General features: G+C 70.0%; 11 protein-coding genes and 1 pseudogene. 8 read left to right on the top strand and 4 right to left on the bottom strand.

Going from position 1 to position 14,788, the window contains the following annotated elements:
* Positions 1–9 precede the first annotated feature (9 nt).
* Positions 10–1,923: an ABC transporter family substrate-binding protein gene (locus AC5Y6X_RS00855; RefSeq protein WP_499985155.1), complete on the top strand. Its 1,914-nt coding sequence runs from the start codon at positions 10–12 to the stop codon at positions 1,921–1,923.
* A gap of 23 nt (positions 1,924–1,946) precedes the next feature.
* Here the strand turns inward: AC5Y6X_RS00855 and AC5Y6X_RS00850 are convergent, their stop codons facing one another.
* On the bottom strand, positions 1,947–2,555 hold the full coding sequence (locus AC5Y6X_RS00850; RefSeq protein WP_324676539.1) for a TetR/AcrR family transcriptional regulator: 609 nt from the start codon (positions 2,553–2,555) through the stop codon (positions 1,947–1,949).
* Positions 2,556–2,641: 86 nt separating this feature from the next.
* Between AC5Y6X_RS00850 and mshB the strand changes: the two genes are divergently transcribed.
* The 4 genes and pseudogenes from mshB to AC5Y6X_RS00830 all read left to right on the top strand — a co-directional run.
* Positions 2,642–3,544 carry an N-acetyl-1-D-myo-inositol-2-amino-2-deoxy-alpha-D-glucopyranoside deacetylase gene (gene mshB, locus AC5Y6X_RS00845; RefSeq protein WP_499983578.1) on the top strand — a complete coding sequence of 301 codons (903 nt, stop codon included), beginning with the start codon at positions 2,642–2,644 and terminating at the stop codon, positions 3,542–3,544.
* 91 nt (positions 3,545–3,635) lie between these two features.
* Complete coding sequence (locus AC5Y6X_RS00840) at positions 3,636–4,097, top strand: hypothetical protein (RefSeq protein ID WP_499983572.1); 462 nt, start codon at positions 3,636–3,638, stop codon at positions 4,095–4,097.
* Positions 4,098–4,206: 109 nt separating this feature from the next.
* Positions 4,207–6,792 (top strand): bifunctional FO biosynthesis protein CofGH, encoded by a 2,586-nt coding sequence (locus tag AC5Y6X_RS00835; protein WP_499983567.1) that lies wholly within the window; start codon positions 4,207–4,209, stop codon positions 6,790–6,792.
* Between the two features lie 105 nt (positions 6,793–6,897).
* Positions 6,898–7,170, top strand: a pseudogene (locus tag AC5Y6X_RS00830) (maleylpyruvate isomerase N-terminal domain-containing protein); the annotation flags it as partial.
* A gap of 11 nt (positions 7,171–7,181) precedes the next feature.
* On the opposite strand, the gene AC5Y6X_RS00825 reads toward AC5Y6X_RS00830, so the two are convergent.
* A complete protein-coding gene (locus AC5Y6X_RS00825) occupies positions 7,182–7,505 on the bottom strand; it encodes a hemophore-related protein (protein WP_324676694.1) in 324 nt (107 codons plus the stop codon).
* Positions 7,506–7,963: 458 nt separating this feature from the next.
* Between AC5Y6X_RS00825 and fdxA the strand changes: the two genes are divergently transcribed.
* From fdxA to AC5Y6X_RS00810, 3 genes are all read left to right on the top strand, one after another.
* Entirely contained in the window at positions 7,964–8,290 is a 327-nt protein-coding gene (fdxA, locus tag AC5Y6X_RS00820) for a ferredoxin (RefSeq protein WP_007168467.1), read from the top strand.
* Between the two features lie 26 nt (positions 8,291–8,316).
* Positions 8,317–9,426: a succinyldiaminopimelate transaminase gene (dapC, locus tag AC5Y6X_RS00815; RefSeq protein WP_499983565.1), complete on the top strand. Its 1,110-nt coding sequence runs from the start codon at positions 8,317–8,319 to the stop codon at positions 9,424–9,426.
* 109 nt (positions 9,427–9,535) lie between these two features.
* On the top strand, positions 9,536–11,902 hold the full coding sequence (locus tag AC5Y6X_RS00810; protein WP_499983563.1) for an APC family permease: 2,367 nt from the start codon (positions 9,536–9,538) through the stop codon (positions 11,900–11,902).
* On the opposite strand, the gene cysC is transcribed toward AC5Y6X_RS00810, so the two are convergent.
* Together cysC and cysD are read right to left on the bottom strand one after the other, a co-directional pair.
* Complete coding sequence (gene cysC, locus AC5Y6X_RS00805; protein ID WP_499983561.1) at positions 11,899–13,779, bottom strand: adenylyl-sulfate kinase; 1,881 nt, start codon at positions 13,777–13,779, stop codon at positions 11,899–11,901. The genes AC5Y6X_RS00810 and cysC overlap by 4 nt on opposite strands.
* The gene (gene cysD, locus AC5Y6X_RS00800) at positions 13,779–14,696 is read right to left on the bottom strand and encodes a sulfate adenylyltransferase subunit CysD (protein WP_499983558.1); all 918 of its coding nucleotides are present in this window, start codon (positions 14,694–14,696) and stop codon (positions 13,779–13,781) included. The genes cysC and cysD overlap by 1 nt, the downstream gene beginning before the upstream one ends.
* Positions 14,697–14,788 lie beyond the last annotated feature (92 nt).

Genomic DNA, 14,788 nt, shown 5'->3' with positions numbered 1-14,788 from the left:
GATACCCTGTTGGGCGTGCCGAGACGACCACGCCGCTTCTTCGTGAGGGTCGGCTCCACGATGGTCGGTGTGGTCTCGGTGATTGGGTTTGCGGTTGCGGCGTGCACGGTCAGCCCCCCGCCGGCGCCGCAAAGCACCGATACGCCCCACAACTCGCCGCCGCCGCCGCAGCGGCCCACCCAGATCATCATGGGCATCGACTCGATCGGGGCCGGGTTCAACCCGCACCTGCTGTCCGACCTGTCCCCGGTGAACGCCGCGATCAGTGCGCTGGTGCTGCCCAGCGCGTTTCGGCCGGTGCCCGATCCCGGGACGCCGACGGGTTCGCGCTGGGAGATGGATCCCACCCTGCTGGTGTCGGCGGAGGTGACCAACCAGAACCCGTTCACGGTCACCTACAAGATCCGGCCCGAGGCGCAGTGGACCGACAACGCCCCGATCGCGGCCGACGACTTCTGGTACCTGTGGCACCAGATGGTCAGCCAGCCGGGGGTGGTCGACCCGGCCGGGTACGACCTCATCACCGGCGTGCAGTCGCTCGAGGGCGGCAAACAGGCGGTGGTGACCTTCGCGCAGCCCTACCCGGCGTGGAAGGAGCTGTTCAGCAACATCCTGCCGGCGCACATCGTCAAGGACGTGCCGGGCGGTTTCGCCGCCGGGCTGGCGCGGGCGCTGCCCGTGACCGGCGGGCAGTTCCGGGTCGAGAACATCGACCCGCAGCGCGACGAGATCCTGATCGCCCGCAACGACCGTTACTGGGGCCCGCCGGCCAAGCCGGCGCTGATCCTGTTCCGCCGCGCCGGGGCCCCGGCGGCGCTGGCCGACTCGGTGCGCAACGGCGACACCCAGGTGGCCCAGGTGCACGGCGGGTCCGCGGCGTTCGCGCAGTTGTCCGCCATTCCCGACGTGCGGACCGCGCGGATCGTGACACCGCGGGTGATGCAGCTGACGCTGCGCGCCAATGTGCCCAAGCTGGCCGACGCGCAGGTCCGCAAGGCGATCCTGGGGCTGCTCGACGTCGACCTGCTCGCCGCCGTCGGCGCCGGCAGCGACAACACCGTCACGCTGGACCAGGCCCAGATCCGGTCGCCCAGCGACCCCGGCTACGAGCCGACGGCGCCGCCCGCGATGACGACGCCGGCGGCGCTGGCGTTGCTGACGGCGTCCGGATACCAGGTCGAGAGCAGCACGTCGGCGTCACCGGTGCCGCCGCCGCCCAGCGCGACGCCGCCTGCGAGCACCGGGCCGCCGGAAGTCATCCGCGGCCGGATCAGCAAGGACGGCCAGCAGCTGTCGCTGGTCATCGGGGTGGCGGCGAATGACGGGACCGCGGTCGCGGTGGCCAACACGGCCGCCGACCAGCTGCGCAACGTCGGCATCGCCGCGACGGTGCTGGCGCTGGACCCGGTGAAGTTGTACCGCGACGCGCTCAACAACAACGAGGTGGACGCGATCGTCGGATGGCACCCGGCGGGCGGGAACCTGGCGACCCTGCTGGCCTCGCGCTACGGCTGCCCCGGGCTGGAGGCGACGGCGGTGCCGACCGCCAACGCTCCGGCTCCCTCACCCGCCGCCCCGCCGCAACCCGCCGGGCCCGGCACCCCCGCCACGACGCCGACGTCGACCCCGCCCAGCCGCCCGCCCGACCCCGGCGCGCTGCTGCAGGCCCCGTCGAACCTCACCGGGATCTGCGATCGCAGCATCCAGTCGAACATCGACGCCGCCCTCAACGGCACCAAGAGCATCAACGACGTGATCACGGCCGTCGAACCGCGGCTGTGGAACATGTCGACCGTGTTGCCGATCCTGCAGGACACGACGATCGTCGCGGCGGGGCCCAGCGTGCAGAACGTCAGCCTGTCCGGCGCGGTCCCGGTCGGCATCGTCGGCGACGCCGGGCAGTGGATCAAAACCGGGCCCTGACAAGGCTTTTCGCCGGTGGGCTGTTAGCCGGCGGGTGCCTGCGTCGCTCGGGGCGGGATCACCGTGTCGACGATCAGCGCGAGCTCTCGCCGATTCGGCGGTTCCCCGGTGAGCAGGAAGTGCTGGTTGATCAGCGCCGGCCCGACGCGCGCGGTCAGCGGCGTGACGGTGGCCGGGTCGATGTCGCCGCAGTCGACGGCGGATCGCAGGATCGCCTCGACGATCTTCAGGCGCGGGGCCACCACGGCGTCGGCGAAGATGGCACGCATCTCGGGTTCGTGCAGGAGCTGCTGGATGATGTCCAGGCCGGGAAAGGCGGTCTTGCCGGCCAGCATGTCGCGGTGGGCGGTGAACATCGCCAGCAGGTTTTCCCTGGGGGAGCGCCCCGAGCGCGGCTCGGGCACCGGCGGCAGCGCGAAGACCAGCGCGGCGTGCACCAGCTCGCACTTGGTGGCCCAGCGGCGGTACAGCGCGGCCTTGCCGGTGTGGGCGCGCGCCGCGATCCCTTCCATCGTCAGCCCGCCGTATCCGACCTCGGTCAGTTCGGCCAGCGTGGCCTCGTAGAGCGCGCGTTCGAGGACCTCGCCCCTGCGGCGGCTTCGGCTGCCGTTCTTCTGTGTGAGCTGCGGCATTTCTCGATAGTAGCCGCACGCGTTCCTATCCACTGCGCTAACGCCGAGGAACGGTCGCCGAATCGGCCCGCGGGTAGGGTGCGTTAATGCCCGAGACCCCGCGGCTGCTGTTCGTTCATGCGCATCCCGACGACGAGAGCCTCAGCAACGGGGCCACCATCGCGCACTACGCCGCCCGCGGCGCGCAGGTCAGCGTGGTCACCTGCACCCTCGGCGAGGAGGGCGAGGTCATCGGCGACCGCTGGGCCCGGCTCGCCGTCGACCACGCGGACCAACTCGGCGGATACCGGGTCGGCGAGCTGACCGCGGCGCTGCGCGCGCTCGGCGTCGCCGGGCCCGTCTACCTCGGCGGTGCGGGCCGCTGGCGCGACTCCGGGATGGCCGGGACCGCGCCACGGCGACAGCAGAGGTTCGTCGACGCCGACGAACGCGAGGCGGTCGGCGCGTTGGTCGCCATCATTCGCGAGCGGCGCCCGCACGTCGTGGCGACCTACGACCCCAACGGCGGATACGGGCATCCCGATCACGTCCACACCCACGCGGTCACCACGGCCGCGGTGGCCGCCGCCGGCACCGGTGACTACCCCGGCGAGCCGTGGACGGTGCCGAAGTTCTACTGGTCGGTCATCGCGGAAAACGCGTTCACGGCGGGCTGGCGGGCGCTGAGCCGCGACGACCTGCTGCCCGGGTGGACGATCCCGCCCGCCGACGAGTTCGACTTCGGCTATCCGGACTCCGACATCGACGCCGTGGTGGAGGCCGGCCCGGGCGCCCTCGCTGCCAAGACCGCGGCGCTCGCCGCGCACGAAACCCAGGTGGTGGTCGGCCCGACCGGCCGGGCCTGCGCCCTGTCGAACAACATGGCGCTGCCGATCCTGGCCGACGAGCATTACGTCCTGGTCGCGGGCACGGCGGGGGATCGCGACGAGCGCGGCTGGGAGACGGATCTGCTCGCGGGACTGGGTCTCAACGGATCCGGCACGCGGTAGGCTGCGACAAGGCAGCCACGGAAGGACTTCGCATGGACCCCGACCTGGACCCTAACCTGCAGCACTGGCAGGACCGGCTGGACAGCCTGCAATGGGTTATCGGCTCCATCCTCTCCAATATCGACAGCGTCCCGACCTGACCGAAACGAAACCGCGCGCCGCGTCCGTCGAAGACAGCGGCACCACAGACCCCGCAATTCGCGTCGTCGTCCTGGCGCTCCTGGCTGTCGACGGGGTGCTGTCCGCCCTGGCCGGGGCACTGCTGCTGCCGATCTATATCGGCACCATCCCGTTTCCCATCAGCGGGTTGATCAGCGGATTGGTCAACGCCGCCCTGGTCTGGGCCGCCGGGCGGTGGACCACGTCGCCGCGGGTGGCCGCGCTGCCGCTGTGGACGTGGCTGCTCACGGTGGCGGCGATCAGCATGGGCGGTCCCGCCGACGACGTCATCCTGGGCGGCAAGGGGCTGATGGCCTACGGGGCTTTGATACTGCTGGTGCTGGGTGTCGTGCCGCCGGTAATGGTGCTGGGGCGGTACGGCCTGCGGCGCTGACGGGCGATGGGGTTTCCCGCCGGGACCGCGGGCGCGGGCCGGGCGCGGCCTGGGGCTACTGTTGTTGGGACGCGCGGATGAAATTCGATCGTGGGGAAGTTACACCAACGTGCCGCTGACTCCGGAGTCCACCGCTTTGCCAAGCCCTGTCGTTCCGGCTGCGGCCATTTCGGCGCCCAGCCCGTCGGCGCTGCGACGGGTGCTGCGGCGCGCCCGCGACGGCGTCGCCCTGAACATCGACGAGGCGGCCGTCGCGATGACCGCGCGCGGCGCCGACCTGGCCGACCTGTGCGCCAGCGCCGCGCGGGTGCGCGACGCGGGCCTGGAGTCGGCCGGGCGCCGCGGCCCCGGCGGCCGGCTGCCGATCACCTATTCGCGCAAGGTGTTCATCCCGGTCACCCACCTGTGCCGCGACAGCTGCCACTACTGCACGTTCGTCACGGTGCCGGGCAGGCTGCGGGCCCGGGGCGCCGGCATGTACATGGAGCCCGACGAGATCCTCGACGTCGCCCGGCGGGGGGCCGAACTCGGTTGCAAGGAAGCGCTTTTCACGCTGGGGGACCGACCCGAGGACCGGTGGCCGGAGGCCCGCGACTGGCTCGGCGAACGAGGCTACGACTCCACGCTGTCCTATGTGCGGGCGATGGCGATCCGGGTGCTGGAGGAAACCGGGCTGTTGCCGCACCTGAACCCGGGCGTGATGAGCTGGTCGGAGATGTCGCGGCTCAAGCCGGTCGCGCCGTCGATGGGCATGATGCTCGAGACGACGTCGCGGCGGCTGTTCGAGACGAAAGGCCTTGCGCACCACGGCAGCCCGGACAAGGATCCGGCCGTCCGGCTGCGCACCCTCACCGACGCGGGGCGGCTGTCGATTCCGTTCACCACCGGGCTGCTGGTCGGCATCGGCGAGACGCTGCCCGAGCGGGCCGACACCCTGCACGCGATACGCAAGTCGCACAAGGAATTCGGGCATGTCCAAGAAGTGATCGTGCAGAATTTCCGGGCCAAGGAACACACTGCGATGGCCGGCTACCCCGACGCCGGGATCGAGGACTACCTGGCCACGATCGCCGTCGCGCGGCTGGTGCTGGGTCCCGGCATGCGCATCCAGGCGCCGCCGAACCTGGTGTCCCGCGACGAGTGCCTGGCGCTGGTGGCCGCCGGCGTCGACGACTGGGGCGGGGTCTCACCGTTGACGCCCGACCATGTCAACCCGGAACGGCCCTGGCCCGCCCTGGACGAGCTGGCCGCCGTCACCGCCGAGGCCGGATACGACCTGGTGCAGCGGTTGACCGCGCAGCCCAAATACGTGCAGGCGGGCGCGGCGTGGATCGACCCCCGGGTGCGCGGGCACGTTGCGGCGCTGGCCGATCCGGCGACCGGGCTGGCCCGCGATGTCAACCCGGTCGGCATGCCCTGGCAGGAGCCCGACGACGTCGAGTCCGCCGGCCGGATCGACCTCAACGCGGCGATCGACACCGAGGGGCGCAACACCGAAACCCGCAGCGACCTCGACAGCGCGTTCGGTGATTGGGAATCGATACGCGCCCACGTGCACGAGCTCGCCGCGCAAGGCGCCAAAGCGCCGGAACGCCTGGACACCGATGTGCTGGCCGCGCTGCGCTCGGCCGAACGTGACCCCGCCGGCTGCACCGACGACGAGTACCTGGCGTTGGCGACCGCCGACGGTCCCGCGCTGGAAGCGGTTGCGGCGCTGGCCGATTCGTTGCGACGCGACGCGGTCGGCGACGACGTCACCTTCGTGGTGAACCGCAACATCAATTTCACCAACATCTGCTACACCGGCTGTCGGTTCTGCGCGTTCGCGCAGCGCAAGGGCGACGCCGACGCGTACTCGCTGTCCACCGAGGAGGTCGCCGACCGCGCCTGGGAGGCGCACGTCGCGGGCGCCACCGAGGTCTGCATGCAGGGCGGCATCGACCCCGAGCTGCCGGTCACCGGCTACGCCGAACTGGTCCGCGCCGTCAAGGCCCGGGTGCCGTCGATGCACGTGCATGCGTTCTCCCCGATGGAGATTGCCAACGGCGTGACCAAGAGCGGGCTGAGCATCCGCGAGTGGCTGATCAGCCTGCGGGAGGCCGGCCTGGACACCATCCCCGGCACCGCCGCCGAGATCCTGGACGACGAGGTGCGCTGGGTGCTCACCAAGGGCAAGCTGCCGACGTCGCTGTGGATCGAGATCGTGACCACCGCGCACGAGGTGGGTCTGCGGTCGTCGTCGACGATGATGTACGGGCACGTGGACAGCCCACGGCACTGGGTCGGCCACCTCAACGTGCTACGCGAAATCCAGGACCGCACGGGCGGTTTCACCGAGTTCGTGCCGCTGCCGTTCGTGCATCAGAGCTCGCCGCTGTACCTGGCCGGCGCGGCCCGTCCCGGGCCCACCCACCGCGACAACCGGGCGGTGCACGCGCTGGCGCGAATCATGTTGCACGGCCGCATCTCCCAGATCCAGACCAGTTGGGTCAAGCTCGGCGTGACGCGCACGCAGGTGATGCTCAACGGCGGGGCCAACGACCTGGGCGGCACGCTGATGGAGGAGACCATCTCCCGGATGGCCGGCTCGGAACACGGGTCGGCCAAAACGGTGGCCGAGCTGACCGCGATCGCCGCGGGCATCGGACGCCCCGCGCGCCAGCGCACCACCGATTACGCGCCGCGGGCGGCCTGACCGCCCTTTCGCCGAGCGTGCGCGTCCGCACAGCGACACGCGGGTAAACGCGGCATTCTGTGCACGCTCGCGGCGTTCTCCGCGCGCGGGTGGGTACGCGCCCGTTTGCTCGCCAAGGGCGCCAAGGAGCTGGAGCCGGGTGAACGAATCGAGGCCCGGTTGCGGGTTCCCGACACCGACGACGTCTTCCTCAGCGCGGACGCGGGGCGCACCACCGTCGAATTCACCGACGCGGTGGGCGCGGCGACGCTGGAAACCGATGCGGCGGCGCGAGTCCTGCTGCTGTGGGGCCGCCGGCCCGGCGACCCGTCCAGGATCTGCAGCCGAGCCGGCGCCGCGACCCTGGGTCGCGTGCGCCGGCTATTGGGCGGCTACTGAACTATCTCGGCTCAGTAGTTGTTGCAGACGCCGGCGACGTTCTCGATGGTGCCCATGAACTGCTGCGCCTGCGGCATGGCCCGGATCTGCGCGGCCATCTGCGCGCGCTTGGGCGGCGGTGACGCCAGGAACTGGCGCAGGTAGTTCTGCGCCACCGGCGATTGGTTCAATTGCGCGGCAGTGGCCGGATCGGTCGCGTTCAGCGCCGCCATCACCTGCCCGTAGTTGCAAGTTGTATCGATGATCGGATCGGCCGATGCGACCCCGGTCGCGGCGCTCAGCGCCACGGCCGCGCCGCCAACTGCGGCAGCCAACTTGCCCAACGACAGCCTCATCATTTATGGACACCTTCCCCAGTTAGTGCACCGCTATTGACGGCGACGACATCTGCTCAGCGGTTTGCCGTCTTCGTTGAGGCTACCAGGCCCGCTGAGCACTCTCCCATCGCGATAATTATCGAGCGTCATGCCCGGCATGTAACTCTTTGCAGGTCAAAGACCCAGTGGCATCGCGATATTGGGCGAAAACGCTAATCCGACTCACAGCTTGGCCACCACTGCGGCGCCCGCTTCGACGGCGCTTTGATGCCGCCCCGGGCCTCCAGGCAAACTAGGTTTTTCAGAACGCCAGTCCTCCAGGGCGTGCCGAGTAGTTGACGTGTATGTGCAACGTCTAGTATCAGTAACCGAAAGCTTTGCTTGTTGCGGGCCTTCACGCGCCGCGGCGAGGCGAACGGCAGCCCACATCGAGCAGTACTGGAAGCAGTACCCGGAGAAGACTTGAGGAGACGTCTGTGACGTACACGATCGCCGAACCTTGCGTCGACATCAAGGACAAGGCATGCATCGAGGAGTGCCCGGTCGACTGCATCTACGAGGGCGCCCGCATGCTCTACATCCACCCCGACGAGTGCGTCGACTGTGGGGCCTGCGAACCCGTCTGCCCCGTCGAAGCGATCTACTACGAAGACGACGTGCCCGAACAGTGGAGCCAATACACGCAGATCAACGCGGACTTCTTCGTCGAGCTGGGCTCGCCGGGCGGTGCGGCCAAGGTCGGCATGACCGAGAACGACCCGCAAGTGGTCAAGGACCTGCCCCCGCAGGGCGAGGGCGACTGAGCGGGCCGGTGCCGCGGCAGCCCGGGATGCCGGTTTCGGCGTCCCTGCCGGAGTTCCCCTGGGACACCCTGGCCGACGCGAAGGCGCTGGCCGGGGCGCATCCGGACGGCATCGTCGACCTGTCCGTCGGCACCCCCGTGGACCCGGTCGCCCCCGTGATCCGGGAGGCGCTGGCGGCCGCGAGCGCCGCGCCCGGGTACCCGGCCACCGCCGGCACCGCGCGGCTGCGGGAATCGGCGGTGGCGGCCCTCGGCCGCCGCTTCGGCGTCACCGGGCTCGGCGCGGGTGCCGTGCTGCCGGTGATCGGCACCAAGGAGTTCATCGCCTGGTTGCCGACCCTGCTGGGCCTGGGCGCCGCCGACGCGATCGTGGTGCCGGAGCTGGCGTATCCCACCTATGAGGTCGGCGCCCGGCTGGCCGGAGCGCAGGTGCTGCGCGCGGACTCGCTGACCCAGCTCGGCCCGCAATCCCCGGCGTTGATCTACCTGAATTCGCCGAGCAACCCGACCGGGCGCGTGCTCGGCCCCGACCATCTGCGCAAGGTGGTCGGCTGGGCGCGCGAGCGCGGTGTGGTGGTGGCTTCCGACGAGTGCTACCTCGGTTTGGGCTGGGGACCGGAACCTCCGGTGTCGGTGCTGCACCCGTCGGTCTGCGACGCCGACCACACCGGGCTGCTGGCGGTGCACTCGCTGTCCAAGAGCTCGTCGCTGGCGGGATACCGGGCCGGCTTCGTCGCGGGGGATCCCGGCCTGGTCGCCGAGCTGCTGGCGGTGCGCAGGCACGCCGGCATGATGGTGCCGACGCCGGTGCAGGCCGCGATGGTGGCCGCGCTGGACGACGACGCGCACGACAGGCTGCAGCGCGAGCGATACGCCCGGCGGCGGGCCGCGCTGGCACCCGCGCTGCGCTCGGCCGGTTTCGTGATCGACCATTCGGAAGGCGGCCTGTACCTGTGGGCCACCCGCGGCGAGCCGTGCCGGGACAGCGTCGCGTGGTTGGCCCGGCGCGGCATCCTGGTGGCGTCCGGCGAGTTCTACGGCCCGGCCGGCGCGCAGCATGTGCGCGTCGCGCTGACCGCCACCGACGAGCGCATTTCCGCCGCCGTGGGCCGGCTCACCGCGCCCGTCGCGGCCTGATCGTCCATTCCCTGTCGCGCCGGCGGGGGCGGGCGGCAGAATTCATCGCAGGATTCATCGCAGGCGAGACCAAGTGCCAGCGCTTCGACCTCGGGTAAGGAATGTGGTTGTGACAACTTCGACTGCCAAGCTGCGCATCCCACTGACGGTCGGCGACGTGGCAAAGCGGATCTTCCTGGGCAAGCCACTGATCACCGAGGAGCTGACGTCCGAAAAACTGTCTAACCCGGTTGCGCTCGGCGCACTTTCGCCCGATGCGATCTCGTCGACCGCGTACGGCCCGGAGCAGATCCTGATCGAGCTGCTGCCGCACGCCGGGCTGGCGGCGTTCGCCCTGCTGCTCCCCGTCACCGGTGTCATCCTGCTGATCCTGGTGCTGGTGGCCGCGTCGTATCGGCAGGTCGTGATGGCCTACACCCGGGCCGGCGGTTCCTACATCGTGGCGCGGGAGAACTTCGGGCCGCGGGTGGCGCAGGTCGCCGCCGCGGCGCTGCTGATCGACTACGTCGTGACCGTCGCCGTCCAGTCGGCGGCCGGGACGGTCGCGGTGGTGTCGGCGGTCCCCGTGCTGGGGCCTTACAGCCTGGAAATCACTGTCGGTGTCGTGCTTTTCATCTGCTACGCGAACCTGCGCGGCCTGAAGGAAGCGGGCATGCCGTTCGCGATCGCGACGTATTCGTTCATCATCATGATCGGCCTGACCATCGTGGTCGGCGTTGCGCGCGTGATCTTCGGCGATCTACCGGTATACGACCCGCATCAGATGCCCGGCACGGTGCCGGTGCACCAGGGCAACGGGTTGGTAATGGGCGCAACGGTTCTGGTGTTGCTGCGGTCGTTCGCCAACGGGGGCTCGTCGTTGACGGGGGTCGAGGCGATCTCCAACACCGTCGACGTCTTCCGAAAGCCGCAGGGCGTCAACGCACGCCGGGTGCTTACCGCGATGGCCGCCATCCTCGGGTTCCTGCTGGCCGGCGTCGCCTACCTCGCGTACGTCACCCACGCGACGCCGTACGTCAGCGAGTATCCGTCGGTCCTGTCGCAGGTCGGGCGCGCGGTCTTCGGCCAGGGACCCATCGGCAACATCTTCTTCGTCCTGGTCCAGGGGGCCACCGCCGCAATCCTTTTCACCGGCGCGAACACCAGCTTCAACGGGTTCCCGGCGTTGGCCAGCTTCGTCGCCGAGGACCGATTCCTGCCGCGGCAGCTGATGAAACGCGGTCACCGCTTGGTGTTCTCGAACGGGATCATCACCCTCACCGCGCTGTCGGTGGCGTTGCTGGTGGCTACCGGCGGTTCGGTCAGCGCACTGGTGCCGTTCTATGCGATCGGCGTGTTCACCGGGTTCTCGATGGCCGGCTACGGCATGACCAGACACCATCTGACACAGCGCGAACCGGGATGGCGCCACCGATTGGCGATCAACCTGTCCGCGGCGATCCTGTCGACGATCGTGGTCGGCATCTTCGCGGTCGCCAAGTTCACCGAGGGCGCGTGGCTGGTGGTCGTCGTCTTTCCGGTGCTGGTCTTCATCCTGATACGGCTGAACCGCGAATATCGCGCGGAGGCAGCCATTCTCGAGATGTTCCGCACCGACCACCCAGAGCTGGTGAAGTACGCCCGGCACCGGGTGTTCGTGTTGGTGAACTCCGTCGACCTCGCGGTGATCGAGGCGCTGCGATACGGCAAGGGACTACGGTCCGACGAGCTCATCGCCGTGCATTTCATGGTGGACGCCGCACATGCCGCGCAGTTGCGAAAGCGTTGGGATCACTACGAACTCGACACCCGGCTGCGGGTCGTGGACTGCCCGGACCGGCGGGTCAACCGGGCCGCGCAGCTGCTCGTCGCCAAGGCGCGCCAGGAGCATCCGGACACCAACGTGACGGTGCTGCTGCCGCGTCGCACATACGCCCCGCTGCTGGGGCGGCTGCTGCACGACCGCACCGCGGACAAGATCGCGCGGGCGGTCAGCATGATCCCCGACGCCGCCGCGACCATCGTGCCGTACGACGTGCAGTCGCGGATCAAGGAGGCGTTCCCGGAACGCTTCGAGCAACGCATCGTGCGCGAACTCGACAAGGTCGAGGCGTGGGTTTCCGAAAGCGAGGACCAGGAAGTCGCGGCCTACGAGCATCCCGAACGGCCGCCGTCGGTGATCACCGTGGCCGGCCTGATCCCGGGGCAGCGCGCCACCTTCGAGGGACGGGTGAACCAGGTGGAGGACATCACCAAACGCCGGCGCACGCTGCGGTGGATCGTCGTCGGCGACAACAGCGGCGAGATCAGCGTGACGTTCCGTCCCGGGCACGGCGGCGGCGACATCCAGCCCGGCCAGCTGTTGCGAATCACCGGCAAGCCCAAGCAGACCGGCAACCGGCCGATGTCGTTGGTCGATCCCATGTATCAGATCATCGAGGACCCGGCGAAGGCCGGCAGGCCCGGTGCCTCGGCCGAGTCCGGGGACGGCGGTTAGACCGGCGGGCGCGGACTACGCTGGTTGAGCAGGTCGATGACCCGGGCGGCGAGGTCGTCGATGCCGGCGCTGGTGGTGTCGAGGATCAGGTCCGGGTTCTCCGGCGGCTCGTACGGGGCGTCCACACCCGTCATGCCGGACAGCTGGCCGCTGCGGGCGCGCGCGTAAAGACCTTTGGGGTCGCGCTTTTCGCACTCGGCCAGCGAGGTGGCGACGTAGACCTCGATGAAGGGCAGCCTGGCCGCCTCGTTGAGGGCGCGGGCTATTTCGCGATCCGACTTCAGCGGTGACACCAGCGATGCCAGCGCGACGACGCCCGCGTCGGCCAGCAGCCGCGTCAAATGGCCCACCCGCCTGATGTTTTCGGCGCGGTCGCCGGGGGAGAAGCCCAGGTCGTCGGACAGGCCGTGGCGCAGGTTGTCGCCGTCGAGCAGGTAGGCCACCCGCCCCGACTCCACCAGGGCGCGCTCCACGGCCACCGCGATCGTCGACTTGCCCGACGCGGGCAGGCCGGTGAACCAGATCGTCGCGCCCGGCTGCCCGGTGGCCCGCCACCGGTAGCCGCGGTCCAGCGACGAGGGATGCCAACGGATATCGGTGCGCGGATGGGTGCCCGGCTTGACCTCGCGCGCCTCGACGATGGTGCCGGCGCCGACGGTGTCGTTGGTGGCCTCGTCGATCAGGATGAACGCGCCGCTGTCGCGATTGTCGGTGTAGCTGTCGGCGATGACGACGGAGCTGGTTCGCAGGGTCACGGTGCCGATGTCGTTGAGCGCCAGCTCGACCGGCCCGTCGAGCTCGTCGAGCGTCTCCGGGTCCAGCCTCGTGTGCAGTTCCTGCACGGTGGTCCGCACGGTCTTGGTGGTTTGCTTGAGCGCCAGCCGATCGCCCGCCCGCACCGGCGAGTCCGCGAACCAGCACACGGTCGCGTCGAGCTCGCGGGCCAGCACCGGCGGGACCGCGTCGTCGGCGCCGCTGACGAACACGTCGCCGCGGCCCACGTCGATGTCGTCGGCCAGCTCGATCGAAACCGACAGCGGCGCAACCGCTGTCGTGCGCTCGTCGTCGAGGGTGTCCAGCGCGGTGACCGTCGAACGGGTGCCGGCGGGCAGTGTCACCACCGGGTCGCCGACGGCGAGCGTTCCCGCCGCGAGGCGCCCGGTGTAGCGGCGGCGCGCCTGGGCGGTCGGGCGCGACACCCACTGCACGGGGAGCCGCAGGCGCGAGGGCTCGGCCTGCGGCGCGGCCAGTTCGACGCCCTCCAGGTACTGCAGCAGCGTGGGACCGGTGTACCACGGCGTGCGCTCGGAGCGGTGCACGACGTTGTCCCCGTGCTTGGCGGCGATCGGGACGACGGTGATGTCCACCCCGCCGAGGCGCGCCGCGAGCTGTTGCAGCTCGTCCTCCACCGCGGTGAACCTGTCCCGGTCGAATTCGACGAGGTCGATCTTGTTGACCGTGGCGACAAAGTGCTTGATGCCCAACAGCTTTGCGATGCGGGCGTGCCTGCGGGTCTGGCGCAGCACCCCGGCGCGCGCGTCGACGAGCAGGATGGCCACGTGCGCGTTGGAGGCGCCGGTGAACATGTTGCGGGTGTAGCGCTCGTGGCCGGGGGTGTCGGCCAGGATGTAGCTGCGGGTGTCGGTGGCGAAGAAGCGGTAGGCGACGTCGATGGTGATGCCCTGTTCGCGTTCGGCGCGCAGGCCGTCGGACAGCGCCGCGAGGTCGGCGATGCCCTCGTCGTCGGTGACGGCTTCCAGGTGGTCCAGCGGCAGGCTGTCGGTGTCGTGCAGCAGCCGCCCGATCAGGGTGCTCTTGCCGTCGTCCACCGATCCCGCGGTGGCGATGCGCAGCAGCTGGCGCGTTACGGCGGCCATCAGAAGTAGCCTTCCCGCTTGCGGTCTTCCATCGCGGCCGCCGAGGTGCGGTCGTCGGCGCGGGTCTCGCCGCGCTCGGACACCGTCGCCGCCGAGATCTCGACGATGACCCGGCCGATGTCGGTGGCGTGCGAGCGCACCGCCCCCGTGATCGTCAGGTCGCCGACGGTGCGGTAGCGCACCCACTCCACGGCGGAGGTTTCCCCGGGCCGCGGCCCGGCGTACTGCGACACCGCCAGCAGGATCCCGTCGCGCTCGAACACCTCGCGTTCGTGGGCGAAGTAGATCGACGGCAGCTCGAGACCCTCCAGCTGGATGTAGCGCCAGACGTCGAGCTCGGTCCAGTTGCTCAGCGGGAACACCCGCACCTGCTCGCCCTTTTTGATCCGGCCGTTGTACAGCGACCAGGGCTCGGGTCGCTGAGCGCGGGGATCCCACTGGCCGAACTCGTCGCGGAAGCTCAGGATTCGTTCCTTGGCGCGGGCGCGTTCCTCGTCGCGGCGCGCGCCGCCGAAGGCCGCGTCGAAGCCGCCGGCGTCCAACGCGTCGAGCAGCGTGCGGGTCTGCGCCCGGTTGCGCGAAGCCCCGGGCCCCGGGTCGGGCACGCGTCCGCTGTCGATGGATTCCTGCACGGAGGCGACGATCAGCTTGTGCCCGTGGCCGGTGACCCTGCGGTCCCGGAATTCGATCACCTCGTCGAAGTTGTGGCCGGTGTCGACGTGCATCACCGGAAATGGCAGCGGCAGCGGCCGAAAGGCCTTTTCCGCCAGGCGCAGTAGCACGATCGAGTCCTTGCCGGCGGAAAACAGCAGGACCGGCCGCTCCAGCTCGGCGACGACCTCGCGGATGATGTGCACCGCCTCGGCTTCCAGCAGGCGCAGTTCGTCGACGCGCCGCTCCCCGTTCGGCGAGCTCATTTCCGGCTGGTGGGGCCGGACGATCCGGGTGCCATCAAGAAAGACTAACCGCCCCGGAAAACCGGAGTGACGCCGTGAATTACGTTCACGCT

It is taken from the genome of Mycobacterium sp. NGS26 (assembly GCF_059813025.1).
This window is presented reverse-complemented; position numbering and strand designations above follow the sequence as displayed.

Coding starts and splice junctions, on each gene's coding strand:
- AC5Y6X_RS00850 (WP_324676539.1), bottom strand. CDS start 2,555: ATGCCGCAGCTCACACAGAAGAACGGCAGCCGAAGCCGCCGCAGGGGC.
- mshB (WP_499983578.1), top strand. CDS start 2,642: ATGCCCGAGACCCCGCGGCTGCTGTTCGTTCATGCGCATCCCGACGAC.
- AC5Y6X_RS00840 (WP_499983572.1), top strand. CDS start 3,636: ATGGGTTATCGGCTCCATCCTCTCCAATATCGACAGCGTCCCGACCTG.
- AC5Y6X_RS00825 (WP_324676694.1), bottom strand. CDS start 7,505: ATGAGGCTGTCGTTGGGCAAGTTGGCTGCCGCAGTTGGCGGCGCGGCC.
- dapC (WP_499983565.1), top strand. CDS start 8,317: ATGCCGGTTTCGGCGTCCCTGCCGGAGTTCCCCTGGGACACCCTGGCC.
- cysC (WP_499983561.1), bottom strand. CDS start 13,779: ATGGCCGCCGTAACGCGCCAGCTGCTGCGCATCGCCACCGCGGGATCG.
- cysD (WP_499983558.1), bottom strand. CDS start 14,696: ATGAGCTCGCCGAACGGGGAGCGGCGCGTCGACGAACTGCGCCTGCTG.